Source organism: Maribacter cobaltidurans, assembly GCF_002269385.1.
Lineage (GTDB): Bacteria > Bacteroidota > Bacteroidia > Flavobacteriales > Flavobacteriaceae > Maribacter > Maribacter cobaltidurans.
Genome location: NZ_CP022957.1, coordinates 1838250 through 1864992, shown reverse-complemented (window position 1 = coordinate 1864992; position 26743 = coordinate 1838250). Strand labels below are relative to the sequence as shown.

The window sequence follows — 26743 nt, the reverse complement described above, 5'->3', positions numbered from 1 at the left end:
CAAAGCTTGTTAAGGATAAGAATTATCGTACTTTTGTTAAAAGGCCAGTAAATAGCATACTTATATAGCATTGAAACTATTTAATTTATGGAAATACTTAACCTAATTGGAAGAGAAAAAGAATTGTTTAAAAACGATATAGCCACTCATGAAAATGAATTATATCAGAAGGTAAGTACATCCTCTTTTCTGGTAATAGGAGGAGCCGGTTCTATAGGACAGGCGGTTACAAAGGAAATATTTAAGAGAGACCCAAAAAAACTTCATGTTGTGGATATAAGTGAAAACAACATGGTAGAACTGGTAAGAGATATTCGTAGTTCATTGGGTTATATAGAAGGGGATTTCCAAACTTTTGCTTTGGATATAGGTTCAAGTGAATATGATGCATTTATCGAAGCGGACGGTAAGTATGACTATGTGTTGAATCTCTCCGCTCTCAAACACGTTAGGAGTGAAAAAGACCCATTTACTTTAATGAGAATGATTGAGGTAAATATATTTAACACTGATAAGACTATAAAACAGGCTATCGACAAAGGAACTAAGAAATATTTTTGTGTATCAACTGACAAGGCAGCTAATCCAGTGAATATGATGGGGGCATCAAAACGTATTATGGAAATGTTCTTAATGCGGAATAGTGCCAAAATATCAATTTCTACTGCCCGTTTTGCCAATGTAGCGTTTTCAGATGGTTCATTGTTACATGGTTTTGACCAAAGAATCAAGAAGTCCCAACCAATTGTTGCACCAAATGATATAAAAAGGTATTTTGTAATACCTAAAGAGAGTGGAGAACTTTGTTTAATGTCATGTATATTTGGAGAAAACAGAGATATTTTCTTTCCAAAACTAAGCGAAGACCTTCACTTAATTTCTTTTGCGGATATAGCAGTTAAATACCTGAATAGCCTGGGTTTTGAGCCATTTTTATGTAAAGACGAACAAGAAGCCAGAGATTTAGTCAAAACTTTGCCTAAAGAAGGTAAATGGCCGTGTTTGTTTTCGGATAGCGACACTACTGGAGAGAAAGATTTCGAGGAATTTTTCACGGACCAAGAAAAATTGGATATGAGTCGCTTTCAAAAACTCGGTATAGTTAAAAATGATTTTAATGTTGATTATAAGAAACTTGAATATTTTGAAAATACTATAGAAAGCATAAAAAATAAAAAAACATGGTCTAAAGAACTTATAGTCGATTTATTTTTTGAAATGATTCCATCATTTGGACACAAAGAAAAGGGCAAATACTTAGATAGTAAAATGTAGTATCAAATAATGATAAAAGAAACCATCGATTTTATTAGAGCCCACTACCAATCTGAAGGTTTTATACCACTTCATGAACCTTTTTTTTCGGGAAATGAAAAGGAGTATTTAAGCGAATGTATTGATACCACGTTTGTTTCAAGTGTAGGGAAATTTGTAGATAAATTTGAACAGGATATTGCCAAATATACCGGGGCTAAATTTGCAATAGCTACAGTAAACGGTACTGCTGCATTACATATTGCGCTGCAATTAGCAGGTGTAAAAAAAAATCATGAAGTGATTACCCAATCGCTCACATTCATTGCAACATGTAATGCTGTTAGCTATATTGGAGCTCATCCTATTTTTATTGATGTAGATAGGGAAACTATGGGCTTGTCACCAGAAAAACTTGAGCATTTCTTGTCTACGGGAACGCATATGGAAAATGGCCATTGTATAAACAATGCAACAAAGCGAATTATAAAGGTGGTTGTGCCAATGCATACCTTTGGTATTCCCATAAATCTAGATGAATTAAAAACTGTGTGTCAAAAGTATAATCTTCAGATAGTGGAGGATGCTGCGGAATCACTAGGAAGTTATCAAAACAATGTGCATACGGGTACGAAAGGCCTTTTAGGAACATTAAGCTTTAATGGCAATAAAACTATTACCACAGGGGGAGGTGGAATGATATTAACCAATGACGAAAAGCTTGCGAAACAAGCTAAACATCTCACTACAACCGCAAAAATCCCTCATCGTTGGGATTTTGAACACGATAGAGTAGGTTACAATTATAGAATGCCAAATATAAATGCCGCTTTAGGTTGTGCTCAATTGGAAAAATTGCCTGAAATTTTAAAGGAAAAACGTGGCTTGGCTAAGAAGTATGAGGTTTTTTTTAAGGATAAAGCCGCACGTTTTGTGACAGAGCCTAAAAATACCGTGGCGAATTATTGGCTTAATGCAATTGTCTTGGATGATGCTCCAAATAAGGATATGTTCTTAACCACTACAAATGATGCTGGAGTTATGACCAGACCTATTTGGAAGCTTATGAGCAGCTTACCCATGTTTAAAGACGCACAAAAGGGAAACCTTGAAAATTCAATATGGCTAGAAGAACGTGTAATAAACATACCGAGTAGTGTTAAACGATAACAATATTTATTTTTTAGGTTATTCCGGTCATGCTTATGTTGCAATGGATGTGGCAAAGGCAAATGGTTTTTTTATTAATGGTTATTTTGATAAAAACGAAAACAAAAACGACCCGTATAACATAAAATATATTGGAAATGAAGAAGAACTAGATGTTAGGTCTATTGTGAAGGATGCGTATGTTTTTCCGGCTGTTGGGTCTAATATTATTCGTAAAAAATTACATTTCTTAATTAAGAATTTAAACGTTAAACAATTGGTTTTAAAACACCCTACGGCCTGTATATCAAGTTCTGCCACCATTGGGGAATCTAGCTTAATTAACCCAAACGCGGTTGTAAATAGTTTCTCCCTTATTGGTAAAGCATGTATCATTAATACGGGAAGTATAATAGAACATGAATGTATGATTGATGACTACTCCCATATTGCACCAGGAGCTGTATTGGCGGGGAAAGTAGTGGTGGGAAAAAATTGTTTTGTGGGGGCAAATGCTGTAATAAAACAGGGCGTAAATATTACTGATGAGGTGATTATAGGAGCAGGCTCAGTAATTTTAAATAATATAACCGAAAAAGGGACTTGGGTGGGTAACCCTGCGAAATTACTTTTAAAATGATAGCAGAAAAAGTGTTGATAATAGCGGAGGCAGGGGTTAATCATAATGGCAAAATAGATGTAGCAAAAAAACTTATAGATGCTGCTGCAGAGGCAGGGGTAGATTATGTAAAGTTTCAGACATTTAATTCCAAAAAACTGGTTAGTAGGTCAGCCCAAAAGGCAGATTATCAAAAAGAAAATACGAATGATCCTGTTGAATCACAGTTGAAAATGCTCCAAAAACTGGAATTGAGCAAAGAAAACCATTTAGTATTAATTGAATATTGTAAAGAAAAAAATATTGGATTTTTATCTACAGCTTTTGATTTAGACAGTATTGATTTTCTAAATGAATTAAATATTGACCTTTGGAAGGTACCATCTGGAGAGATAACGAATTTGCCTTATTTAAGAAAACTAGGAAGCTTTGAAAAACCTGTTATTATATCTACTGGTATGGCAGAGATGCAAGAAATAGAAGATGCCATAAAAGTAGTTGTATCTGCGGGAACAAAACGTAATAAAATTACCGTACTACATTGTAATACAGAGTATCCTACCCCTATAGGAGATGTAAACCTAAGGGCTATGAATACTATCAATAGTGTTTTCAAGGTACCGGTCGGTTATTCTGATCACACGTTAGGTATTGAAATCCCGATAGCCGCAGTAGCATTAGGTGCAAAGGTTATAGAAAAACATTTTACCTTGGATAAGACTATGGAAGGCCCTGACCATAAAGCTTCTTTAGAACCTAATGAATTAAAGGCTATGGTTACTGCAATAAGAAATATAGAAAAGGCAATGGGTAATGGAATTAAGGCACCGAGCCAGAGCGAAGCTAAGAATAAACCGATAGCGCGTAAAAGCATTGTTGCAAATAGGGATATTTTCAAAGGTGAAGTTTTTGATGAAAACAATTTAACCATTAAACGTCCTGGCACGGGTATTTCGCCGATGAAATGGGATGAGGTTATAGGGAGTAAGGCCACTAGAGATTATAAATCAGACGATTTGATATGAGAAATATTGCAGTCGTTACTGGAACTAGGGCAGAGTATGGTCTTTTAAAACCCTTAATTCAAGCGATTAATGAAGAAAAAGACATCAACTTACAGCTTCTAGTAACTGGCATGCATTTAATGTCTGAGTTTGGAAATACCTACCAACAAATAGAGAAAGATGGTCTTAAAATCGATGCCAAAATCGATGATGGCTTAGAAGGGGATAATGCTTTGGCCATTTCCAAAGCGGTTGGTAAAGCAACGATTGGTTTTGGGGAAACCTATAATCGATTAAAACCAGACTTGCTTGTAGTGCTAGGAGACCGAAGCGAGATTCTAGCTGCTGTGACGGCTGCGATAATATCGAACATACCAGTTGCTCACATTCATGGAGGTGAAACTACTGAAGGCGCTTATGATGAATTTATCAGGCATGCGATAACTAAGATGAGCCATTTACATTTTGCAAGCTCCGAAGTTTATAGAAAAAGAATTATTCAGATGGGGGAACATCCTTCCAGAGTTTTTAATGTTGGTGCAATAGGTATTGATAGCATTAAGAACCTAAAGTTGTTGAATAAAACTGAATTTCAAACGGCAATAAACTACGTTTTAAAACCAAAAAATTTACTTATCACATATCATCCTGTAACACTTGAAAATGATACAGCAGCTTATCAATTTAAACAGATTATTAAAGAATTAGATAAACTAGACGAAACTTTATTAATATTTACAAAACCAAATTCTGATAAAAACGGGAAAATAATTGTTAAAATCATAGATGATTTCGTGGCCCAAAACCCTCATAAATCTATATCTTTTCAATCTATGGGACAACTAAGATATTTATCTGCCTTACAATTTGTGGATGCAGTTGTAGGTAATTCGTCAAGTGGAATATTGGAAGTCCCCTATTTCAATATTCCAACAATTAATATTGGGGATAGACAAAAAGGGAGATTAATGCCACTTAGTGTGATTTGTTGTAGGCCAGAAGGAAAAGAAATTGCTTTAGCGCTAGAAAAGGTATACGACTTTAGATTTCTTCAATTGATTAGAAATGAAAGAAGGGTATATGGAGAAGGGAATGCGACAGTAAAAATTTTAGAAGTTTTAAAGTGTCTTAAAATAGATACTTTGAAAAAATCTTTTTTCGATATAAATTTTGATATATGAATAAGCCAGTAATACTTTATAATAAGTCAATTCATGAAGCTCTCATTGAGTTAAACTCTATAAAGGATGAGGTAAGTAGATTAATCTTATTTGTTGTAGACGAAAATGAAAGGGTAATAGGCTCGTTAACAGATGGTGATATTAGAAGAGTATTAATTAAAAACAAAGACCTAGACCAACACGTTGTAGATGTCTGCAATAAAAACTTCATAAGTATAAAAGAGCCAATTTCTTATATTAAGGTAAAGGAATACAAAAAGCGGGAAATAAAGATGCTACCTGTTTTGGACGACGAAAATCGTTTAATAAAAATCATTGATCTTGACAAAATCAAAGCTATTTTACCTATGGAGTGTATGATAATGGCCGGAGGTAGAGGTAAAAGATTAAGTCCTATGACTGACAGTATTCCAAAACCTATGCTGACCTTAGGAGGCAAACCAATTATTGAACATAACATAGACAGGCTTATCTCTTTTGGGATACAAAAAATATATATATCCATTAAATACCTTGGCGAACAAATAAAAAACCATTTTGGTGATGGTAGTGCCAAGGGAATCAGTATTGAATATATAGAAGAAGATAAACCGCTAGGTACCGCAGGGGCTCTTTCTTTGGTAAATCAATTTAACACCGAACATATTTTGTTGATGAACAGTGATTTATTCACCAATATTGATTTCGAAGACCTGTATCTGCAAATTTTAAATTCCAACGCAGACATGGCAGTTGCATCAACGGAGTATAAGGTCAATGTGCCATATGCTATTTTTGAAACAGAAGGGGCCAGGGTAAAGGACTTTAAAGAAAAACCATCTTATTTATTTCAATCTAATGCTGGTATATATATCTTACGGCGGGATTTAATCAATGAAATACCATCCAATCAGTTCTATAATATTACAGACTTAATGGAAAAGTTGGTAAAGAATGATGGCATTTTAGTATACAACCCAATAATCGGCTATTGGATAGATATTGGAAAGCCATTAGATTATGAACATGCTCAAAATTTTGTAAAACATATTGAAAATTAAATAGATGTCTTATAATAACGTCCTTGTAGTAATTCCGGCAAGAGGGGGCTCAAAAGGTATACCAAGGAAAAATATTAAGCTATTTAATGGTAGGCCCTTAATAGATTATACTATTAAAGCCGCTTTAAGAATATTTCCAAGAAAAAATATATGTATAAGTAGTGATGATGAAGAAATACTAACGGTTGCCGAAGATTTAGGGCTTGAAATTAGTTTTAAGAGACCCGATTGTCTTGCAACGGATACTTCAGGGTCAAGAGAGGTGCTTTTACATGCCGTCGATTTTTATGAAAAAAAGGGATATGTATATGATACTTTGGTATTGTTGCAACCAACATCTCCCTTTAGAACTTTTAAACATATCGAGCGAGCGCTTAAGTTGTACGAATCAGATTTAGATATGGTTGTTTCTGTAAAGGAGTCAAAATCTAACCCTTATTATAACTTATTTGAAGAAGAACAGGGCTTTTTAAGAAAGTCTAAAAAAGGAAGTTTTATTAGAAGGCAAGATGTTCCAAAGGTTTATGAATATAATGGAGCGATTTATATAATTAATATTAATTCGATTAAAGAGAAGGACATGTCGGATTTTGATAAAATTAGAAAATTTGAAATGGATGAGATTTCATCAATGGATTTAGACACTCCTTTTGATTGGAAGATAGGTGAATTGTTATCAAATAATTTTTAAGTATGAAAACGGTAAGGGTAATTCCTCGATTGGATATTAAAGGTCCAAATTTAGTAAAAGGTATTCATTTAGAAGGGCTTCGGGTTTTAGGAAAGCCTTCTGATTTCGCTAAGTATTATTATCAACAGGGTGCAGACGAGCTGATGTTTATGGACGTAGTTGCCTCGTTATATGAGCGCAACAGTCTTCATGATATAATCACGGAGACTGCCAAGAAGATTTTCATACCTATTACTGTTGGTGGAGGATTAAGAACCATTTCTGATATTAAGGGTGTACTTAGGGCTGGTGCTGATAAAGTGTGTTTAAATACTGCGGCAATAAAAGATCCAGAACTGATAAAAAAGGCCTCTAGAATGTTTGGATCGTCTACTATAGTTATTGCCATCGAAGCAATAAAAGAAAGTGACGGTAAATATCTTGCCTATACTGATAATGGACGTGAGTATACTGGAGTTGACGTTTTTGAATGGGCCCGAAAAATTGATGAGCTTGGTGCTGGAGAAATTGTAATTACATCTGTGGATCAGGAAGGAACAGGACAAGGATATGATTTGAATTTAGTCTCCAAAATAAGTGAATCCGTTAGTATTCCTGTGATTGCACATGGCGGGCCTGGAAATAAAAAAGATGTAGTTTCTGTTCTAAAAGAGGGCCATACGGATGCCGTGATGATATCTTCTCTATTTCATTATCATTTTATAAAAGAAAACGAATCGAAAGTTTCCGAAACGGAAGGCAATGTTGAGTTTTTAAAACAGAAAAGAAATTTTCATACATTTGAACCTTGTAGTATTTTAGAATTAAAAAGAACGTTGGTAGATAATGAAATTGAATGTAGATTGTAATGGGAGAAACAAATAAAAAGGTTACCATAATTGACTACCAATTAGGAAATTTGTTTAGTGTGAAACAAGCATGTGATACAGTTGGTATTAATGCAGAAATAAGTTCAAAAAGAGAAGATATTTTAAATTCAGCCGCATTGATACTTCCCGGCGTGGGGGCTTTTATAGAAGCCATGAATAATCTGAAAAGCTTAGATTTGATAGATGCAATAAAAGAGAAAGTTGATGGTGGCACTGCATTATTCGGAATTTGTTTAGGACAACAATTACTTTTTACAAATAGTGAAGAATTTGGCGCAGGAAACGGCCTAGACCTCATTAAAGGAGTTATTAAAAAATTCCCCGACTCATTTAATGGAGAAAAGATGAAAGTACCTCATATCGCTTGGAACAAGGTTTATTCTGAAAACCTTGAATGGAAAGGAACAGCTTTGGATGAAATCGATGATAATGAGTTTATGTACTTTGTACATTCCTACTACGTTGAGCCGTTAAATGATGAATGCATCCTTGCTAAAGCTAATTATTCAGGGCTTCAATTTTGTTCCTCAATATTAGTGGATAATATTTTTGCAACTCAATTTCACCCAGAAAAAAGTGGTGATAAAGGAATTTCTATTTATAAAAAATGGTCTTTAATTAATAACCTGCTCTAATGTCAAAACAAAAAGTACTTGAAGCATATTATGGTTTACCAAATGAGGTAAAATATTGTACTAAATGTGTAATGTCCAATCAGAGACCAACATCTGCTGTTGAATTCAAACATACTAAGAACAGTAAAAAGACTACTATGCAGTTTGATGAAAATGGTGTTTGTGATGCATGCAGAACAGCAGAAATAAAAGAGGGCATAGATTGGGTGATGAGAGAAGAGGAATTGGTGAAACTTTTGGACCGGTACAGAAAAAACGACGGTTCCTATGATTGCTTGGTGCCTGGAAGTGGAGGTAAAGATAGTGCCTATCAAGCACATGTGCTTAAATACAAGTATGGAATGAACCCTTTAACCGTTACCTGGCCCCCTATTTTGTATACTGATTATGGGCTGAAAAATTGGAAAAATTGGTTAGATAGTGGCTTTGATAACATATCTTTTTATCGAAATGGAAAGGTCATGAAATTATTAACCAAACTATCCATAGAAAACTTATTACATCCATTTCAGACCTTTATATTGGGTCAAAAGAACCTTGCTCCAAAAATAGCTGCTAAATATGGAATAAACTTGGTCTTTTATGGTGAAAATGAAGCAGAATACGGTAATCCCTTGGCAGATAATGCCACCTCATTACGTGATAAATCATATTACAGCTTTGAGAATTTGGATGAAATATATCTCGGGGGCGTTACGGTTAAAGATTTGATGGAGAAATACAATGTCAGACTAAGTGATTTAATGTCGTTTTTCCCCCCAAAGGTAGAAGAATTGAAGAAATCCAATGTGGAGGTTCATTATCTTGGCTATTATTTGAAATGGACGCCGCAGGAGGTTTATTATTATGCGGTGGAAAATACAGGTTTTAAAGCCCGACCACACCGAACTCAAGGGACGTATAGTAAGTATAGTGGAATTGATGATAAAATAGATGATTTACATTTTTATACCACATTTATTAAGTTTGGAATAGGTCGAGCAACTTACGATGCATCCCAGGAAATTAGAAACAAACATATCACAAGAGAGGAAGGAGTAGCTTTGGTGAACCGATTTGATGGAGAATTTCCAGATAGATATTTTGATGATATAATGAAGTATATTGATATGAAACCAGAAGATTTCCATAATCTATGTGATAAGTTTAGGTCGCCACATTTGTGGGGTAAAAAAAATGGTGAATGGAAACTTAGGCATAATGTAAAAGGTACAGGTCTTGATGATTAGCTTATTTTAGATTCAGTCCTGTATTTATAGGAGTTTGAAAAGTCATCTTCTTTAATTAATCTCTTTCCTTTATTCAATAAAGATTATGAAGGCAATAAAAAATACTGGTGTTTTATTGTTTTCTGAATTTATTTCAAAAGGCATAGCTTTTTTACTGATTCCGTTTTATTCTTTTGTAATAGAGCCTGAAGATTTTGGCTTGATTGCCATACTGCAATTGTTTTTCACCATCTTTTTTTTGGTAATTTCTTATTCTTTAAGTAGTACGTTTGATAAGTTTTTTTTTGATGAAAAATATCAATCTCTCCAAACTCTTTTTTCAAATTTGTTTTTGCTTCAAATCTTCGCAATACTTATTGGCAGCTTAATATACCTATTGTTTGATAGTTCAATAGTTACCTTGTTAGATTTAGAAAATAAAGAATATTTAGATTGGATATTTTATACAGCTGTAATAGCAGTTTTTTTTCCCCTAGTTAACTCGTTTTTAATTTGTAGTGGACAAGTTAAAAAGGCAGGTTTGTTCTCAATCCTTATTTCTATCATTAGAAGTGTAATGGCTTTGCTTCTTGTCTTGAATATGGAAGATAAGGTTCTTGCCATATTGTTGGCCGGTTTTGCAGAACAGATTGTCGGGTTTTTAATAGCAGTGCCATATTATTACAAACACCTTAGGTTAAATAAAATTAGTAAGACATTAATAGCCGAGAGTGCACTTTATGCAAGTTTGTTTTTTCCCACCTCATGCTCTACGTTTATAGTCAAATTTTCTGATAGGTTTATGATTCAATATATGTTAGGATACCAAAGCTTAGGTATTTATTCGATGGGGACAAAACTAGTTAATATTCCAGGTCAGTTCATATCCACAGTAAATAAAAATTTTATGCCTCAAATTTATCAAGGCATTAGTAAAGGTGATAATCGGCTTATAAATCAGTTAGTCAGGTTATTTTTGGCGGTAATTTTTATTTTTATTTTCGGTTTAATAATATTTTCGACCGAGATTTTTTATGTAATAGGAACTAATTACAAAGACTCATATAATATATTTATCATTTTAAGCCTTTGTGCATATATTAATGGCTATAATTTAATACTACAGCCAGTCATGACTTATTTTAATAAATATGTTAAATATAAATCCATGATATGGGTAACAGTTGGAATTGTTAATTTAATATTAAATATCTTAGTTATACCCGATTATGGTATATTAGGTGCAGCTGGAGTAACTACCTTCTCTTATTTGATTTCCATACCTTTTAGTTATTATTATTCTAAAAAGGCGTACAAAGAAAATTATTATATAAAATGGTTTTCTTTTTCGTGTTTATTGTTGATTGTTCTGTCGATTTTTATGATTTTAAATGAGTATGAAGAGTCTTTGCTTTCTTTTTTTGTGAGGGTTATTATTTTTACTACAGTAGGATTGATTTTCATGAAAAAACTAGTTAGTCTTAAAGCTTTAAAGGCCAAGACAATGCTGTTCTCAAAAAAGCTACTAAAAAAAAAATAATGTAATTCTGTTTTATGAAAGTGGCTGTACTTATAGAATCTCCTTTGCAATTATTGAATGCCAATGAGTATATCAAAAAACACGAGCTAGAGCATATGTGCGACTTTTATTTTTTGAGCTCAAGAGATTTAAGTAATCTAAACCAGTTGTATAGTACATTTAGTGTTTTAAATTTAAAGGGGGATATTGAGGAGATAAGTGTTACTAACATTCATAATAGTATTTTAACGAGAATCAAATACTATTTTAAAATTAATAACGCTGCTAGAAGAAATAGAACTTTAAATTATTCACTTATCTTAGTTGGGAATATGCGCTCTATTTATCAATGCATATTGATGAATTCTTTCCAATCTGGAAAGAGTATTTACCTAGATGATGGTAATGCCGCTATTTATAATCAAAAAATGCTTTTATCAAAAAAACTTTCATCCTTTGCGCCTTTTTCGAAGAGGATACTTCCCTTAGCTGTTGGTTTGAACGCTAACTTAAAATATGATAAAGGGTACTTACATATATTCAGTATTTATGACAATATAATTCCAAAAGGCCATTCATATTTGAAATTTGAATATTGTGAATATACTTACTTAAACAATGAATTTGGAGGAAAATTGTTAAATAAGGATTTGATATATTTTATTGGAACTCCATTTTATTGGAAAAAACCAATTTATAATAAATTTGAAAATTATTTAGACAGAGTGGCTAAATATTATAGCAACAAATCCGTTAAATATTTTCCACACAGATATGAGAATAACCAACAATTAAATATAATAAAAAGTAAAGGCTGGGAAATCATCAATACCGGATTGCCGATTGAACTTTCATTGGTAAGTTTAAAGGAGTTACCACTAGAATTTGGAATGTTTTATTCGTCTGCATGTTTTAGCCTTTATGAATTAATACCAAATATTAAGTTCAGATCTTTTGAAATAGAAAATACGGAGAATTTGGAGGAAGGGGAAGATATTCAAAACCTATATGAGAGATATGTTGAAAATGAAAGCTTTGAAGTAGTTAACTTTAATTCATCCAAGTTATCCACATAATGACATTTTCAAGGGAATATCTATCGTTAGGGTTTCAGGCTTTTATGCTTAATCTTGTTTTATTTCTATCCTTGTCATTGAACTTGATGTTTGGGGCAGTTATTTTATTGATTATTTTTTTTGGTTTGGTAAATCGCATAAAAATTTTCTATGCGTTCTTTTTACAAACTATATTCTTTCAAAACACTTTTATAGCATTTGCATCAATATTTATAGAGAGCCTATCCATTTTCAAAATTTTACATGGAATAAATTTTTTGCTGCCAACACTCTTGGTGCTTTTTATGTTCAAAAAGAATACAGATTATTTTGACGGAAAATTTTTTGTTAAATCTGTTGCCTTGATATCTATACTAATTCTTTTTTATTTATTTGGAATTTACCACTATGGGTTTTTAAACAGTACAGTATATCTGAGGTTGTTAATTACTCCGATAATTTACCTTTTGGCTGGTATATTCTTTGCCAGAAAAACCACTCTTGGTTTTTTGAACGGATATTTGAAACTAATTCTGGTCATTTGTCTGGTCATAACAATGCTACAATTCCTATTTCCTTATACATTAAGCTTCTTTATGAACGACCTTAAATATTTCAATCTGAAGATTGGAATGAATACTTGGGACGAGCTGTTAGAGTTCTACAGGAGTAAGAAATTATTTAATTTTTCTTGGCTAAATGTTAGGTTTGCCAGAATAGGATCTTTAATAAAAAGTATAATTTCTTTAGGATATTTTTTATGCATACTTGGATTGTACTTTTATTGGCCCCAAAAGAAATTTCGGCTTTTTTTGATATTGGTTCTTGTTATTTTATCCGTAAATTCCAAAGGAGCCATATTGATGCTCTTCTTTTCAATATTTCTTTATTTTTTATTTTATAGAACAAACGTATCTAAAAGTTTGGCAATTTTACTTTATATAATAGTAAACATTGGATTTGTCGTACTTGGGTATTACGCCAGGAATGAACATATTGTGGGCTTCTTTGCGGGAATAGAGTATCTATTTTCATTTGGAAATGGGCTAGGATTTTCTGGCAACCTTTCTACAACCATGATGTCGAGTTTTAAAGGCGGACAGTTGCCTGATTTAGGTTATTGGACGAGATTTCAAAATGGTAGCGAGAGTGTCTATGGAGTATTATTTTCCAGTCTGGGTGTTTTTTCGATTCTCTACATCTACTATTTTGCGGATATTATTTTTACACTTTTTAGAAAATTAACTTCGGCGAATAGTTATGCGAAAATTTTGAAAGTATTAGCCTTGGTACTATTCGTTCAGGGTATATATCAAGAAGAGGCATTTTCTCCTTATGCATTTGGTCTGGTTATGTTTTTGGTAGGTTTAAATTTCAACACGATCAATGAAAGAGAAGGTGTATCAATATAGTCTCTGTCTGTTTGCATTTAGCATGGCATTTGAACCGGATTGGAGCAGCAAAACACTTATTTTGACATCTTTTTTTGCACTTTTTAACATCAAGTTTAATCGAGAAGTATTCAAAAAATTACCGTTTGCTATTTTGTGCATCCTAGCTCTATATGTAGTACTAAATATTGTTTTTATTACAAGGGAAGCTGATTTTAGTTTTTTTCCTTTTTTAGGCCTCCTATTTTTGTTTTTTCTTTTATTTACCAATACATCAATTGAGATCAAAAGCAAAGAATGGATTCTTTTCTCTTTTGTCGCGGGAGTTTTTGTTGTAGGCCTTTTCAATTTGTTTTTTTCATTCTTTCGTTCAAGTGGTGCTATGATTACTTTCTTCAACTCTTGGGAAACGACTGCCATTATAGACATTCAAAAAATATATTATGCCATGTATCTTAATATGGCATATGCTATATGTTTAGTTGGCCTTCAAAAAGGAAGAATAAAATATAGACTGGTCTATATAACTATTTTAACGGCACTAACAGTTGTTTTATTAATTTATAGCGGGGCAATGAGTGGTATAATACTGTTTGTAGTAATTAATGCTCTTATGTTGCTTCAATTGGCGAAAAAGTGGGTGAGATTTTTTTTCGTTATTTCTTTTATAACTTTTCCAATGGTATTTCTATTATTACTATCAAAACAAATGACTCAAGACTTTTTTTCACAAATAGACGGTGAAAATTCCAGAATAAGAAACTACAACGTTAATATGGAGCTTATTTTGGCAGCGCCTATTTTTGGCTATGGTTTAGGAAAGGAACGTCAAACTATGCAGGCCAATAGAAATGAGAAGAGTTGGGAGTATAAAAATAATTATCATGCACATAATCAATATTTTGAATCTCTATTAGGGGGGGGGTAATATTACTACTTTTGATATTATCGTTGTTGGCACTACTTTTAAGAAAAGCTTTGTTTAATACCGCCTCTGTTTATGCAACAAGCTTTGTTGTTATTTTATTATATTCTTTTTTAATAGAATCAATCTTAAGAAGACATCATGGAATTTTGTTCTTTTCCTTTTTCCTTTTTCTTCTATACTTCTACGATGTAGGCACTTCGAATAAAAGAATTAAATAAAGTTAAATTCTGATAAATGTTTTTCAATTCTCTCGATTTTGCCATCTTCTTACCGATAGTTTTTATCCTTTATTGGTTTTTGGCCAATAAAAGTTTAAAGATTCAGAATTTATTAATTGTAGCGGCTAGTTATATATTTTATGGTTGGTGGGATTACCGGTTTCTTGCACTGATTTTATTTAGTACTATAATAGATTATTTTATCGGACTCAAATTAGCGAAAGAACAGTCTTTACTGAAAAGAAAATTTTTGTTATGGACTAGTATCTCAGTTAATTTAGGTTTATTAGGTTTTTTTAAATATTTTAATTTTTTTCTCGACAATTTTGTAACGGCTTTTTCTTTTTTTGGCTTCCAAATAAATTCAGGCTCCTTAAACATAATTTTACCAGTAGGTATAAGTTTTTATACATTTCAAACGCTTAGTTACACGATTGATATCTATAAAGGAAAGTTGGAGCCTACAAAAGATTTTATCATATTTTCTGCGTTTGTCAGTTTTTTTCCGCAACTAGTGGCTGGCCCCATAGAAAGAGCTACGCATTTATTACCGCAGTTTTATAAAAAGCGTAACTTTGACTATTCTGCGGCTATTGATGGCCTAAAGCAAATTTTATGGGGGCTATTTAAAAAAGTGGTGATTGCAGACAACTGTGCTTACTTTGCCAATTTGATTTTTAATAACTCAGAGGATTTTTCAGGTAGTACTTTAGTATTAGGGGCCCTATTTTTTACTTTTCAGATTTATGGTGACTTTTCTGGCTATTCAGATATAGCTATTGGGACTTCTCGTCTTTTTGGTTTTGATTTAATGAAAAATTTTGCATTTCCATATTTCTCAAGGGATGTTGCAGAGTTTTGGAGACGGTGGCATATTTCGCTTTCAACTTGGTTTAGAGATTATCTATATATCCCATTGGGAGGTAGTCGCGGAAAAACTTGGATGAAAGTTCGTAATACTTTTATTATTTTTATTGTGAGCGGCTTTTGGCATGGAGCAAATTGGACTTTTATAATTTGGGGGGGATTGAATGCAATCTATTTCCTTCCTCTATTGCTTACAAATAGAAACAGGAACAATGTTGATATAGTAGCCCTAGAAAAGAAATTACCTTCGCTAAAAGAGTTCTTAAACGTCCTTATCACATTCAGTTTAACAGTTTTAGCATGGATATTTTTTAGAGCGGAGAATGTGACACATGCCTCAAATTATATATCTGAAATTTTTTCTTCTTCTTTATTATCTATGCCGTTGTTTCCAGATATGAGCATGGCGTTAACGACCATAATCTTAATTTTTATTTTTGTTTCTATAGAGTGGGTTGGAAGGCAAGATGAATACGCCATAGAACGCATTGGATTAAAATGGAAAAAGCAATTTCGTTATGGTATGTATTACATAATAGCACTCGTAATAATGTATTTCGGAAACTTTGGCGAAAACCAATTTATTTATTTTCAATTTTAAAAAAATGAAAGAATTTATATTTAAAATAACCTCTTTCGCTTTTGTCCTAGGTAGTACCTTACTACTAATAAACTATTACGGTGATGCAGCACACTTGTTCGATAAAGGTTATGAAATAAAAATGGCGGAGATTTTGCAAGATAATAATTATGTGACTAACATCTCCAATTATGACGAAAGGCTTTTTCAAAAGGAATTTATCAGTACTCGGACTCATCAACCAGACATTGTTGTGTTAGGCTCTAGTAGAACTATGCAAATTACTACTGAGGATTTTCCGGATGAACTTTTGATTAATAATTCAGTTAGTGGCGCTAGTGTTGAAGATATTATTGCTATCTATCAAATCTATAGAAAGAAAGGTATAAAACCCAAGAAAATTATTATTGGTATAGATCCTTGGTCGTTTAACGAGAACAATCAAAGAAACAGGTGGCAAAGTATAGCTGATTATTATTATGATTTCAAAAAGCAGAAAACAAGCCATGAGCATAAATCATTGGCAAAATATAAGGAACTGTTCTCATTTTCATATTTTCAGGAATCTGCAAAGAACTTAGTACGTAAAATATCAGGAAGTAATGAACCAAAAGCTAGTAACCGAAAACTAAACCGTACTAATACTAAATTATTTGATGGTTCATTAACTTATGGTGAGGCATATAGGAACATGTCACAAAAAGAAGTGGAAAAGAAGGCGGAATCATATATTTTAGGCGAGATTTACGGTGTTGAAAACTTTGAAAGAATTTCTAATAGGATTTGGAGTGAATTTGATGACTTGATAAATGATATGAAGGAGAATCAAATTGAAATTGAGTTTCTTCTTGTTCCATATCATCCTCTTGTTTATAAGAAAATAAAAATGGATTATAATATTATATTAAAGGTTGAAGAAGATCTTAAAGAATATGCAAATAACAATCATGTTTCATTAAAGGGTTCTTTTAATCCAAATCTTCTAAAATTGAATGAAACGTATTTTTTCGATGGTATGCATTGTAAAGAAAGGGGGATTAAAATAATATTGGATAGCCAGTATTGATTTGAGTTTTAAATAGATTGATTTTTTATAAGATATTAGAGTTAATAATGAAGATATTATTTGTTTCGAGTCTTGGTGGGCATTTAGAACAGTTGTTGAGCCTTAAGCCCACAATGGAACAATATGAGTCCTATATTATAACAGAGGAGAATAGCTCAACTTTAAAACTAAAGGAGAAACATTCAAACATTTCGTTTATTCCATATATTTCAAGGAGTAATTATTTATCTTTTGCTTGGTCTTTTATTAGCATAATATACCATTCGATAATTCATTTTTATAAAATTAAACCCGAGGTAATCATCACTACCGGATCGGGTTGTGTATTGCCGATATGTCTAATTGGAAAAATCCATGGTAAGAAAATTATTTTCATTGAGACGTTCTCTAGGGTCCATAGTAAAACGCTAACAGGGCGAATTTGCTATTACTTGGCAGACGTTTTTATTGTTCAGTGGGAAGAATTAAAGAAATTATACCCTAAATCAATTTATAATGGTTCAATATATTAATTCATGATATTCGTTACTCTTGGAAATCAAAACTTTCAGTTCAAGAGGCTTTTGATTTCAATCGAAGGTTTAATTAATGATGGTATTATTTCTGAACCTGTGGTAGTACAGTCGGGCTATACTGTTTATAAAAGCGATTTGTTCATATCAAAGAAATTTTTAGGTAAAGATGAGTTTAATGATTATGTTAAAAAAGCTGAATATATAATTTCGCACGCTGGAACTGGTTCTATAATAAGTTGTTTAAAACAAAACAAAAAGGTGGTTGTTGCCGCTAGGCTACAAAAATACGGTGAACATATAGACAATCACCAAGTTGAAATATTACAATCGTTTTCTGATAAAAATTTTATTGTTGGACTAAATCCTGAATTGAGCGATATAGAAAATAAAATAAAATCAATCGATAAAATAAATTTGAATTTTTTTATTTCAAACAATGATTATTTTAACAGGAAATTGATTGAAATAATAGAAGGACTATAGATGCTTTTAAAACAAGGTAGATACTCGGGACTTATAACACCGCTATCCTATTTTATGGATTTATTGGTGGTTAATCTATCAACCTATTTTCTTCCCATAAATTTTCAAAACCCTTGGCTATTTCATAGTTATATATCTATTTCTTGGATTATTATTTCCTTTAAAAATGAATTTTATGAAGTACATCGGTATTCAAAGGTTGTCGTAATCTTAAGGAAGCTATTCACTCAGTTCGTTTTCTTTTTTTTGGTATTATACGCCTATATAGGCTTTTTTAAGCAACCTTTAATGAGCAGGTTGGCATTAGGAAAATATTTCTTGTTGGTATTTGCGGGTGTCTTTATCCTAAAATTTCTGAACTATATTCTTTTGATGCAGTATAGGAGCCTATGGAGGGGAAATATCAGGAACGTTGTGGTCATTGGAAAAAGTAAGAAGGCAAATCAGTTGATACAGGTGTTCGAAGACAGGAAGGAGTACGGATATAGGTTTAGAAGGCAATTTTCTACCAAGGACCAAAATTTTGATTTGGTTACTTGTTTCAGATATATAGTAAACAATGGTATTGATGAAATATACTGTTCAGTTTCAGAACTAAAAAATGATGAAATTGCTTCCTTTGTTGATTTTGCAGACAATAATTTAAAAACCTTAAAATTCCTACCAGACAACAAGAACATTTTCGCAAAAAAATTGAAATTTGAATATTACGATTATTTGCCCATTTTATCATTAAGGGATATTCCATTACATAATACCCTAAATGCCTTCGTAAAAAGATCCTTTGACATCATATTTTCCTTATTTGTTATTTTCGGCATTCTAATTTGGTTTGGACCTTTATTGGCCTTATTGATAAGATTGGAATCCAAGGGGCCTGTTTTTTTTATACAAAAAAGGACTGGCTTCGATAACAAGGAATTTCAATGTTTTAAATTTAGATCGATGGCAGTGAATAATGATTCTGATGATAAACAAGCTGCAAAGAATGATATGCGGGTAACCAAAATTGGAAAGTTCATTAGAAAAACCAGTATAGATGAATTGCCTCAATTTTATAATGTATTATTTGGTAATATGTCCGTGGTGGGGCCGAGACCCCATATGATAAAGCATACGGATGAATATGCAAATAGGGTTGATAAATACATGTTAAGGCACTTCGTAAAGCCAGGAATAACCGGATTGGCACAAATAAGGGGCTATAGGGGTGAAATAGAAAAGGATAGTGATATTCAGAATAGAATAAAGTTTGATATTTTTTATGTTGAGAACTGGTCCTTTTTTCTAGATATCAAAATCATAGTCCAAACGGTGATAAATGCCTTTAAAGGAGAGGAAAAAGCGTATTAAATGAAAAAAATTTTAATAACAGGTGCTGCTGGATTTTTAGGGTCTCACTTATGTGACCGTTTTATCACGGAGGGGTTTTATGTCATTGGGATGGATAATCTTATTACAGGGGATTTAGATAATATTACTCATCTATTTCCATTGGAGAATTTTGAGTTTCACCATCATGATGTAACCAAGTTTGTCCATGTTTCAGGGAAGCTGGATTACATACTACATTTTGCTTCCCCGGCAAGTCCTATTGATTACCTTAAGATTCCTATCAAAACGCTGAAGGTAGGTTCTCTAGGTACGTTGAATTTACTGGGTTTGGCCAAAGAAAAGAATGCTAGGATTTTAGTAGCCTCCACTTCAGAAGTTTATGGCGACCCTCTAGTGCATCCTCAAAATGAGGAATACTACGGAAATGTGAGTCCTGTTGGACCTCGTGGTGTCTACGATGAGGCAAAACGTTTTATGGAATCTATAACCATGGCATATCACAGACATCATGGTTTGGAAACCCGTATTGTTAGGATCTTTAATACCTATGGTTCTAGAATGCGACTTAATGATGGTCGGGTTGTTCCTGCTTTTATGGGGCAAGCGTTGAGAGGGGAAGATTTAACCGTGTTTGGGGATGGATCCCAAACTCGTTCATTTTGCTACATCGACGACCAGGTTGAAGGTATATACCGATTGTTATTTAGTGATTATGCGGAACCCATTAATATTGGAAATCCACATGAAACGACCATAAAGGAGTTTGCGGAGGAAATAATTGCACTTACGGGAACCAATCAAAAAATAATTTATAAGCCGTTACCTAAGGATGACCCCTCACAACGCCAACCGGATATTACAAAAGCAAGGGAGATTTTAGGATGGGAACCAAAAGTAAGTCGTTCAGAAGGCTTAAAAATCGTATATGATTATTTTAAATCGCTCTCTCCAGAGGAGTTACAGAAAAAGGAGCATCGGGATTTTTCTTCCAGGTAGTTTAATTGCCCTTCAAAGCTTATTTTTGCCAAAATCAGTATTATGAACATATTAATTCTCGGATCAGGAGGTCGCGAGCATGCGTTTGCCTGGAAATTGTCCCAAAGTAATAAGTTGAGCAAGCTTTATATAGCACCTGGAAATGCCGGAACTTCTGAATTGGGAGAAAATATACCAATTGGCGTAAACGATTTTGATAACATCAAAAAAGTTGTGCTGGAAAAGAATATCGAAATGGTTATTGTAGGTCCGGAGGATCCACTTGTGAATGGTGTACATGACTTCTTTTTGAACGATTCCGATTTAAAGGAAATTCCAGTTATAGGTCCTCAAAAAGAGGCAGCTACCTTGGAAGGAAGTAAGGAATTTGCAAAGGAATTCATGATACGACATAATATTCCAACTGCCAAATACCAAAGCTTTACTGCCGATACCTTAAATGCTGGATACGAATTTTTAGATAGTCTGGAACCTCCATATGTGTTGAAAGCAGATGGTCTAGCGGCTGGCAAGGGTGTGGTCATTCTTAAGGACCTGAATGAAGCAAAGTCAGAGTTAAAATCCATGTTGGTGGACGAGAAGTTCGGAAACGCCAGTACGACCGTCGTCATTGAGGAGTTTTTGGATGGTATTGAATTGAGTGTTTTTGTACTTACTGACGGAACTAACTTTAAGGTGTTGCCCACGGCCAAGGATTATAAAAGAATAGGGGAGGCGGATACCGGTCTTAATACTGGAGGCATGGGGGCCATTTCGCCTGTTCCTTTCGCCGATAAAGTTTTTATGGATAAGATACACGACCAAATTGTAAAACCTACTGTAGAGGGCCTTAAAAAGGATGACCTGCCTTACAAGGGATTTATTTTTATTGGATTGATCAAGGTTGGGGATGAACCCAAGGTTATCGAGTATAATGTCCGCATGGGAGATCCTGAAACTGAGGTCGTTTTACCAAGGGTTCAGAATGATTTTGTTGAGTTGATGAATGCCGTGGCCAGTGGCAGATTGAATGAAGTGGAACTGAAAATAGATGACCGTTCGGCCACAACCGTAATGACGGTATCGGGAGGGTATCCCGGGGCCTACGAAAAGGGAAAGGAAATATCAGGTATAGGGGATATTGGAGACTCCATAGTTTTTCATGCGGGAACTACCTTAAAGGACAACAAAGTGGTTACCAACGGGGGAAGGGTTATGGCCATAACTTCCTATGGCGAGAATTTCAAGGATGCGCTGAAAACGTCCTACAAAAGCATCGAAAAACTAAAATTTGAGGGAATGAATTATCGTAAGGATATAGGTTTTGACTTATAAATAAAAAGCGTCATAGAACTTTAATAAGTTCTATGACGCTTTTTATTTTACTTGAAAGAATCCTATAAATAGGAGTGGGAAGAAATGGACTTATCTTCTTCGCCCTTGTCGTTGAACTTCTTCAGCTCAAGCATCCAATAAACGAATGCAACAAAACCGATCAACATAAAAATCCAGTTCAAGATATTGGATAATGCCCAACTTTCCGTAAATCTTAGTGCATCCAATGGCGCAAAAAGTACATTGACGAACAAATCCTCGATACCATAAAAAAATGACTTCATCTTATTCCTATATTTACAGGGCAAAAGTATAAAAATCATACATGATTTCAAGCATTTTTGGCAAAACAAAACCGGTAAATTTTGTCATACTCTTAAGTTTTATCTTTTTTCTTTATTCCATAGCCAACGTTTTTATTTTGGGCCGAGGTTTGGAGGACTTAAATATTTTCGAGGAAATCGTTGTATTGGCGGTACTATTGTTCAGCGTTTTTATAATGGATTTTATAGTTAAACGTAATAAACTCTCTAAAAATAATTCCTACGTCATTCTCTTTTTCACTTTATTTTTAATGGCCTTTCCGGATACATTAGGTGATTCCAAATCCATATTATGTTCATTTTTTGTACTCCTCGCCGTTAGACGTATCCTCAGCATTAAATCACTTAAAAATATCAAGTTAAAGATTTTTGATGCAAGTTTATGGATACTGGTAGCCAGCCTTTTTTATGATTGGGGCATTTTATTTATGGCCCTTGTAGTTTTTGCGATTTTAATTTATGAACCAAAAAATTTGAGAAACTGGCTTGTTATACTATCCTCCTCAATATGTTTTATACTTATACTCATAGGGTTTCTATCTGTTTTTAACGCAGTGGATTGGATTTGGAAGCATTACACGTTTCAGGCAGATTTTGAAACGTTGCTCACGGTACAACTGACCTCAAGTTTAAAAATTGTGATTTTTTTAATTTTGAACGCTTTCCTAATTGTTTGGGCTTTCGTTAAACTTGGAAAATCCGGTGTGGGCAGAATAATTATGATCCGTTTGGTGGTTTTAATATTTGCATTGGGGCTGTTGTTAAACCTATTGGTGGTTTCCAAGGATAGTAATTCTTTGATTATTATCTTTTTCCCTTCGGCAATTCTCGCAACAAATTATGTGCAATCCATTAAAAAGGAGAAATTTCGGGAGATACTTTTAATAGCATGTATTTTGGTTCCGATATCAATTTTTTTCGGAAGACTCTTGATTTCCTGATATAAGGTATCTTTGCACAAAACGTTATGTATGTTCAGTGATTTCGCGTTTAAGGTTTTTGGGGAAAGTATTGAGAAATATCATCAAAAGGATGATGTATATCAAGAGTTTAAAAATCCTTATCCCAAGGACGATATTGCACATTTGTTGTATAGGAAGAATTGGATAGATACTGTTCAATGGCATTATGAAGATATTATAAGGGATCCAAATATCGAGCCAGAAGCAGCGTTGGATTTAAAGCGTAAAATCGACGCGAGTAATCAGGATCGAACTGATTTGGTAGAGTATATTGATGGTTATTTTTTGAATAAATACCAATCGGTAGAAATTAAGAAGAATGCCACTATCAACACGGAAAGCCCTGCCTGGGCGATTGACCGACTTTCTATTCTCGCCTTGAAAATTTACCACATGCAGGAGGAGGTGAACCGGGAGGATGCATCCCAAGAACATCTAAAAAAGTGTCAGGACAAATTGGACATTCTTTTGGAGCAGCGCAGAGATCTTTCCACGGCCATTGACCAATTGTTGAAAGATATAGAGGAAGGCAACAAATACATGAAAGTGTACAAGCAAATGAAGATGTACAACGATGAGGAACTAAATCCCATCTTACGTGGCCAAAAATAAAATAAAGCATGTATTGGTTATCAGGCTATCGGCCATGGGAGATGTGGCCATGACGGTTCCTGTGCTACTTGCATTGACCCAAGAGCATCCAAATCTAAAGATCACTTTTCTTACCAAACCTTTTTTTGCCCCTATTGTATCCGAAATTCCAAATGTAAAGGTGCTCACGGCAGACGTTAGGGGTGAACATAAAGGTATTTTTGGTCTTTGGAAGCTATTTAGGCAAATGAGGACCTTGGAAATTGATGCCGTGGCCGATCTTCACAATGTGCTACGCAGTAATATTCTAAAACTCTTTTTTAGGCTATATGCTATACCGGTTGAACAGATGGATAAGGGTAGAAAAGAAAAAAGGGAACTTACTTCGGGAAAACTGAAGGCACTAAGGCCGTTAACACCTATGTATTTGCGATATAAAATGGTTTTTGAGCATCTTGGCCTTAGCTTTGACGTAAACAAGCATCACGTTCTAGGAAAACAAAAAATAACTACGGAAGTTTCTAAGGAACTATTTCCTATCAGCAAAAAAATTATTGGCATTGCTCCGTTTGCGGCATTTCAGGGGAAAGTATATCCACAGCATCAAATGGAAAAATTATTGGTCGAATTGAATAATTTGGATAATTCACGGATTATTCTCTTTGGTGGAGGTAAAAAAGAAACTGAAATTCTGGAACAGTGGGAGAATACATTCAGCAACTGTATATCGGCAGCAGGGAAACTTACTTTTCAGGAGGAGCTAAGGGTAATTAGCAACTTGCGTTTAATGATTTCCATGGATAGTGGAAATGGTCATTTGGCCGCCATGTATGGCGTTCCCGTAATTACCTTGTGGGGCATTACCCATCCCTTTGCGGGATTCACACCTTTTGGGCAAAGCGATTCAAATCAAATTTTATCCGATAGGGAGAGGTTCCCCCTAATTCCAACATCGGTTTACGGAAATAAGTTTCCGCCGGGTTATGATAAAGCTATGGAAACCATTTCGCCACAAACGATTTACGATAAAATAAAGGAATTACTCTAAGTTGCTATACAGCTACCGTTTTTGGCTCCAACGATTTAAGGTACATTCTCAATTGACTCATAAATCTGTATTTCCTGGCGCTAGGGGCAGCACCCACCATCAATGTTCGAACACCAAAATAAGAGCTTATTAAAAAAGTGGCTGCGGCTTCACAATCTACATGGCGATCCACATAGCCATTGAACTTTCCTTTTTGCAAGGTTGAAACTAGGTTAACTTCCCAAATGGAAAATATATCACATAGATGTTTCATGATTTTTTCGTCCTTTCCACGGAATTCAGTCAGGAAATTATTGAGGACACAACCAAAATCCATTTCATTGTGAACAGCAGTTTCTAATGCATCATCAAAGCAATCCTGAATTTGTTTAAGAGGATCGTCATGGCCTTCTATAGGCTCAATTAATACGCTATATATTTTTCTGGCCAATAAATTTTGAATGATTTGAATGAAGAAATCCTCCTTGGATTCAAAATGATAATAAAAGGCACCTTTGGAAAGCGAGAGTTTTTTTAAGATATCATCAACACTGGTGTTATAATAACCATTACTATAGAATAGTTCCAAGCCAGTGGTCTGCATACGGTGCATGGTAGCCATGCGTTTTAAGTTTTTATCCATGATTTCAAGATTTGGGTTAATCTGACCGTTTGGTCTATACAAAGAACCGACCGATGCTCGGTGAAATTCGATTCTTTGGTTATCATGAAGTAAAAAATCGGTGAACGTTCAAAATATCGGTGTACTACCTAATTATGGAATTGGAAAACAAACTGGGTGGTCGGTTTAGGTGTACATTTTTGAGGATGTATGACATACAAAAACCCTAATCATATAGGTTTTCAGGCCATATTAATAGAAATATAAACCTACTAAAAGCGATAGTTTTTATGTATGCCAGAATTGTAGTGTTTCAATTTAGCAACATCCGCCCCCATCATAATGGTATGTAGATTCGCTAATAAAGATATCTTCCCTCTGTAGGGATTGTAAAGCCCCTGCAGTTTTATCACAAACGGAAAGAGGCTGGTTTTTGAGCAGCACGTGCCCTTTTTTGTCATCGAAATAATCTTCATCACCATAATATATAGCAGACTTTCCTGTAAACACACACGGTCCGTCCTCTGGCATGGGATCCTTTATTGCCGCGACTTCAATGGATTCAATATAGATTAGTTCTTCAGTTGGATAATTTTTAGGATCCAGAATGCGGTATGGTTTTCTGGCCCTGATTTCTATGGTTCCAAAACCAACATCGGTCAGCGCTTTCACATATTCTCTTATGGGAAGGCTCCCACTAAGGCATAAAGCCCTTAACCGGTCATTATTTCTTAATGTGTCCGTCATTTCTTGTTCACAGGTAGGATCACTCATTACGAGTTTCCCATGTGGTTTTAGAACTCGGTACATTTCCTCGATAGCTTGTTTAAGGTCATCTTCCTTGAAAATATTGAAAAGACAGTTCTGCGCGGCTACATCTATAGTGCTATCTTCCACTGGAAGATTTAGGGCATCTCCTTTTTTGAGGTCCACGAATTCAGATTTGAACCAATCGTTCAGTTTCTCGGCCTCTTTAAAATTTTTTCGGCTCGCCTTTAGCATTTCATCCACCACATCTATACCTACAACTCCGCCGTTTTGGCGATTAAAATAAGAGAACTGTAAAAGTTCCATACCTCCGCCAACACCCACATAGAGTATTTTAGGGTTGTTGCCTAGGTCCCTTGCGTTAACAGTACTTCCACAACCATAGTTCATTTCCTGCATGATTTTGGGGATTTTTAAACCAGGTAATTCCCAAATTGGATTAGTGGTACAGCAAAGCCCTACATCTGGTTTTAAAGCTGCTTCCTTATATAGTTCATGTGTTGCTTCTAAATAACTCATTTGTTTTTTTTAAA

The 26743-nt window shown here is 34.1% G+C and carries 27 protein-coding genes; 24 read left to right on the top strand and 3 right to left on the bottom strand.

Translation table 11 applies throughout. The features are described from left to right. The first annotated feature begins 87 nt into the window (after nucleotides 1-87). From CJ263_RS08155 to purD, 21 genes are all read left to right on the top strand, one after another. Nucleotides 88-1275 (top strand): UDP-N-acetylglucosamine 4,6-dehydratase, encoded by a 1188-nt coding sequence (locus CJ263_RS08155; protein ID WP_094996815.1) that lies wholly within the window; start codon nucleotides 88-90, stop codon nucleotides 1273-1275. A gap of 9 nt (nucleotides 1276-1284) precedes the next feature. Then, nucleotides 1285-2424, top strand: coding sequence for a LegC family aminotransferase (locus CJ263_RS08150; RefSeq protein WP_188669431.1), 1140 nt, complete (start codon nucleotides 1285-1287; stop codon nucleotides 2422-2424). After that, nucleotides 2411-3043: an acetyltransferase gene (locus tag CJ263_RS08145; protein WP_094996814.1), complete on the top strand. Its 633-nt coding sequence runs from the start codon at nucleotides 2411-2413 to the stop codon at nucleotides 3041-3043. The genes CJ263_RS08150 and CJ263_RS08145 overlap by 14 nt, the downstream gene beginning before the upstream one ends. Further along, nucleotides 3040-4047, top strand: coding sequence for an N-acetylneuraminate synthase (gene neuB, locus CJ263_RS08140; protein ID WP_094996813.1), 1008 nt, complete (start codon nucleotides 3040-3042; stop codon nucleotides 4045-4047). The genes CJ263_RS08145 and neuB overlap by 4 nt, the downstream gene beginning before the upstream one ends. Then, nucleotides 4044-5207 (top strand): UDP-N-acetylglucosamine 2-epimerase, encoded by a 1164-nt coding sequence (neuC, locus tag CJ263_RS08135; protein WP_094996812.1) that lies wholly within the window; start codon nucleotides 4044-4046, stop codon nucleotides 5205-5207. The genes neuB and neuC overlap by 4 nt, the downstream gene beginning before the upstream one ends. Continuing rightward, nucleotides 5204-6247, top strand: coding sequence for a nucleotidyltransferase family protein (locus CJ263_RS08130; RefSeq protein WP_094996811.1), 1044 nt, complete (start codon nucleotides 5204-5206; stop codon nucleotides 6245-6247). Before neuC ends, CJ263_RS08130 begins: the two co-directional genes overlap by 4 nt. A 4-nt stretch (nucleotides 6248-6251) precedes the next feature. Continuing rightward, nucleotides 6252-6938, top strand: a complete 687-nt coding sequence (locus tag CJ263_RS08125; protein WP_094996810.1) for an acylneuraminate cytidylyltransferase family protein — start codon at nucleotides 6252-6254, stop codon at nucleotides 6936-6938. 2 nt (nucleotides 6939-6940) lie between these two features. Beyond that, a complete protein-coding gene (hisF, locus tag CJ263_RS08120) occupies nucleotides 6941-7786 on the top strand; it encodes an imidazole glycerol phosphate synthase subunit HisF (protein ID WP_094996809.1) in 846 nt (281 codons plus the stop codon). Beyond that, entirely contained in the window at nucleotides 7786-8442 is a 657-nt protein-coding gene (hisH, locus tag CJ263_RS08115; RefSeq protein ID WP_094996808.1) for an imidazole glycerol phosphate synthase subunit HisH, read from the top strand. Before hisF ends, hisH begins: the two co-directional genes overlap by 1 nt. Continuing rightward, nucleotides 8442-9671: an N-acetyl sugar amidotransferase gene (locus tag CJ263_RS08110; protein WP_094996807.1), complete on the top strand. Its 1230-nt coding sequence runs from the start codon at nucleotides 8442-8444 to the stop codon at nucleotides 9669-9671. Before hisH ends, CJ263_RS08110 begins: the two co-directional genes overlap by 1 nt. Before the next feature lie 85 nt (nucleotides 9672-9756). Continuing rightward, entirely contained in the window at nucleotides 9757-11190 is a 1434-nt protein-coding gene (locus CJ263_RS08105) for an oligosaccharide flippase family protein (protein ID WP_094996806.1), read from the top strand. A gap of 14 nt (nucleotides 11191-11204) precedes the next feature. Next, nucleotides 11205-12245: a hypothetical protein gene (locus tag CJ263_RS08100; protein ID WP_094996805.1), complete on the top strand. Its 1041-nt coding sequence runs from the start codon at nucleotides 11205-11207 to the stop codon at nucleotides 12243-12245. A gap of 902 nt (nucleotides 12246-13147) precedes the next feature. Beyond that, entirely contained in the window at nucleotides 13148-13636 is a 489-nt protein-coding gene (locus CJ263_RS20915; RefSeq protein ID WP_158657111.1) for a hypothetical protein, read from the top strand. Then, nucleotides 13611-14543, top strand: a complete 933-nt coding sequence (locus tag CJ263_RS08090; RefSeq protein WP_094996803.1) for an O-antigen ligase family protein — start codon at nucleotides 13611-13613, stop codon at nucleotides 14541-14543. Before CJ263_RS20915 ends, CJ263_RS08090 begins: the two co-directional genes overlap by 26 nt. A gap of 234 nt (nucleotides 14544-14777) precedes the next feature. Next, the gene (locus CJ263_RS08085) at nucleotides 14778-16229 is read left to right on the top strand and encodes an MBOAT family O-acyltransferase (RefSeq protein ID WP_094996802.1); all 1452 of its coding nucleotides are present in this window, start codon (nucleotides 14778-14780) and stop codon (nucleotides 16227-16229) included. 4 nt (nucleotides 16230-16233) lie between these two features. Continuing rightward, nucleotides 16234-17274, top strand: coding sequence for a hypothetical protein (locus CJ263_RS08080; RefSeq protein ID WP_158657110.1), 1041 nt, complete (start codon nucleotides 16234-16236; stop codon nucleotides 17272-17274). A gap of 47 nt (nucleotides 17275-17321) precedes the next feature. Next, complete coding sequence (gene pssD / locus CJ263_RS08075; RefSeq protein WP_094996800.1) at nucleotides 17322-17786, top strand: PssD/Cps14F family polysaccharide biosynthesis glycosyltransferase; 465 nt, start codon at nucleotides 17322-17324, stop codon at nucleotides 17784-17786. A gap of 3 nt (nucleotides 17787-17789) precedes the next feature. Next, a complete protein-coding gene (locus CJ263_RS08070; RefSeq protein ID WP_094996799.1) occupies nucleotides 17790-18272 on the top strand; it encodes a glycosyltransferase in 483 nt (160 codons plus the stop codon). Then, a complete protein-coding gene (locus tag CJ263_RS08065) occupies nucleotides 18273-19625 on the top strand; it encodes an undecaprenyl-phosphate glucose phosphotransferase (RefSeq protein ID WP_094996798.1) in 1353 nt (450 codons plus the stop codon). After that, the gene (locus CJ263_RS08060) at nucleotides 19626-20603 is read left to right on the top strand and encodes a UDP-glucuronic acid decarboxylase family protein (protein WP_094996797.1); all 978 of its coding nucleotides are present in this window, start codon (nucleotides 19626-19628) and stop codon (nucleotides 20601-20603) included. Nucleotides 20604-20645: 42 nt separating this feature from the next. Then, nucleotides 20646-21917: a phosphoribosylamine--glycine ligase gene (gene purD, locus CJ263_RS08055; RefSeq protein WP_094996796.1), complete on the top strand. Its 1272-nt coding sequence runs from the start codon at nucleotides 20646-20648 to the stop codon at nucleotides 21915-21917. Between the two features lie 62 nt (nucleotides 21918-21979). Here the strand turns inward: purD and CJ263_RS08050 are convergent, their stop codons facing one another. Continuing rightward, nucleotides 21980-22201, bottom strand: coding sequence for a DUF6341 family protein (locus tag CJ263_RS08050; RefSeq protein ID WP_094999164.1), 222 nt, complete (start codon nucleotides 22199-22201; stop codon nucleotides 21980-21982). Nucleotides 22202-22242: 41 nt separating this feature from the next. Here CJ263_RS08050 and CJ263_RS08045 point away from each other — a divergent pair, with 41 nt between their 5' ends. The 3 genes from CJ263_RS08045 to CJ263_RS08035 are packed head-to-tail and all read left to right on the top strand — an operon-like array spanning nucleotide 22243 to nucleotide 24841. Continuing rightward, on the top strand, nucleotides 22243-23181 hold the full coding sequence (locus tag CJ263_RS08045) for a DUF6427 family protein (RefSeq protein WP_094996795.1): 939 nt from the start codon (nucleotides 22243-22245) through the stop codon (nucleotides 23179-23181). A gap of 30 nt (nucleotides 23182-23211) precedes the next feature. Further along, on the top strand, nucleotides 23212-23814 hold the full coding sequence (locus CJ263_RS08040; RefSeq protein ID WP_094996794.1) for a DUF4254 domain-containing protein: 603 nt from the start codon (nucleotides 23212-23214) through the stop codon (nucleotides 23812-23814). Further along, complete coding sequence (locus tag CJ263_RS08035) at nucleotides 23801-24841, top strand: glycosyltransferase family 9 protein (RefSeq protein WP_229702386.1); 1041 nt, start codon at nucleotides 23801-23803, stop codon at nucleotides 24839-24841. Before CJ263_RS08040 ends, CJ263_RS08035 begins: the two co-directional genes overlap by 14 nt. 4 nt (nucleotides 24842-24845) lie before the next feature. Here CJ263_RS08035 and CJ263_RS08030 read toward each other — a convergent pair whose 3' ends face one another. Together CJ263_RS08030 and arsM are read right to left on the bottom strand one after the other, a co-directional pair. Beyond that, complete coding sequence (locus CJ263_RS08030) at nucleotides 24846-25463, bottom strand: TetR/AcrR family transcriptional regulator (RefSeq protein WP_094999162.1); 618 nt, start codon at nucleotides 25461-25463, stop codon at nucleotides 24846-24848. A 297-nt stretch (nucleotides 25464-25760) separates the two neighbouring features. Next, complete coding sequence (gene arsM, locus CJ263_RS08025) at nucleotides 25761-26729, bottom strand: arsenosugar biosynthesis arsenite methyltransferase ArsM (RefSeq protein WP_094996793.1); 969 nt, start codon at nucleotides 26727-26729, stop codon at nucleotides 25761-25763. Nucleotides 26730-26743: the final 14 nt, after the last annotated feature.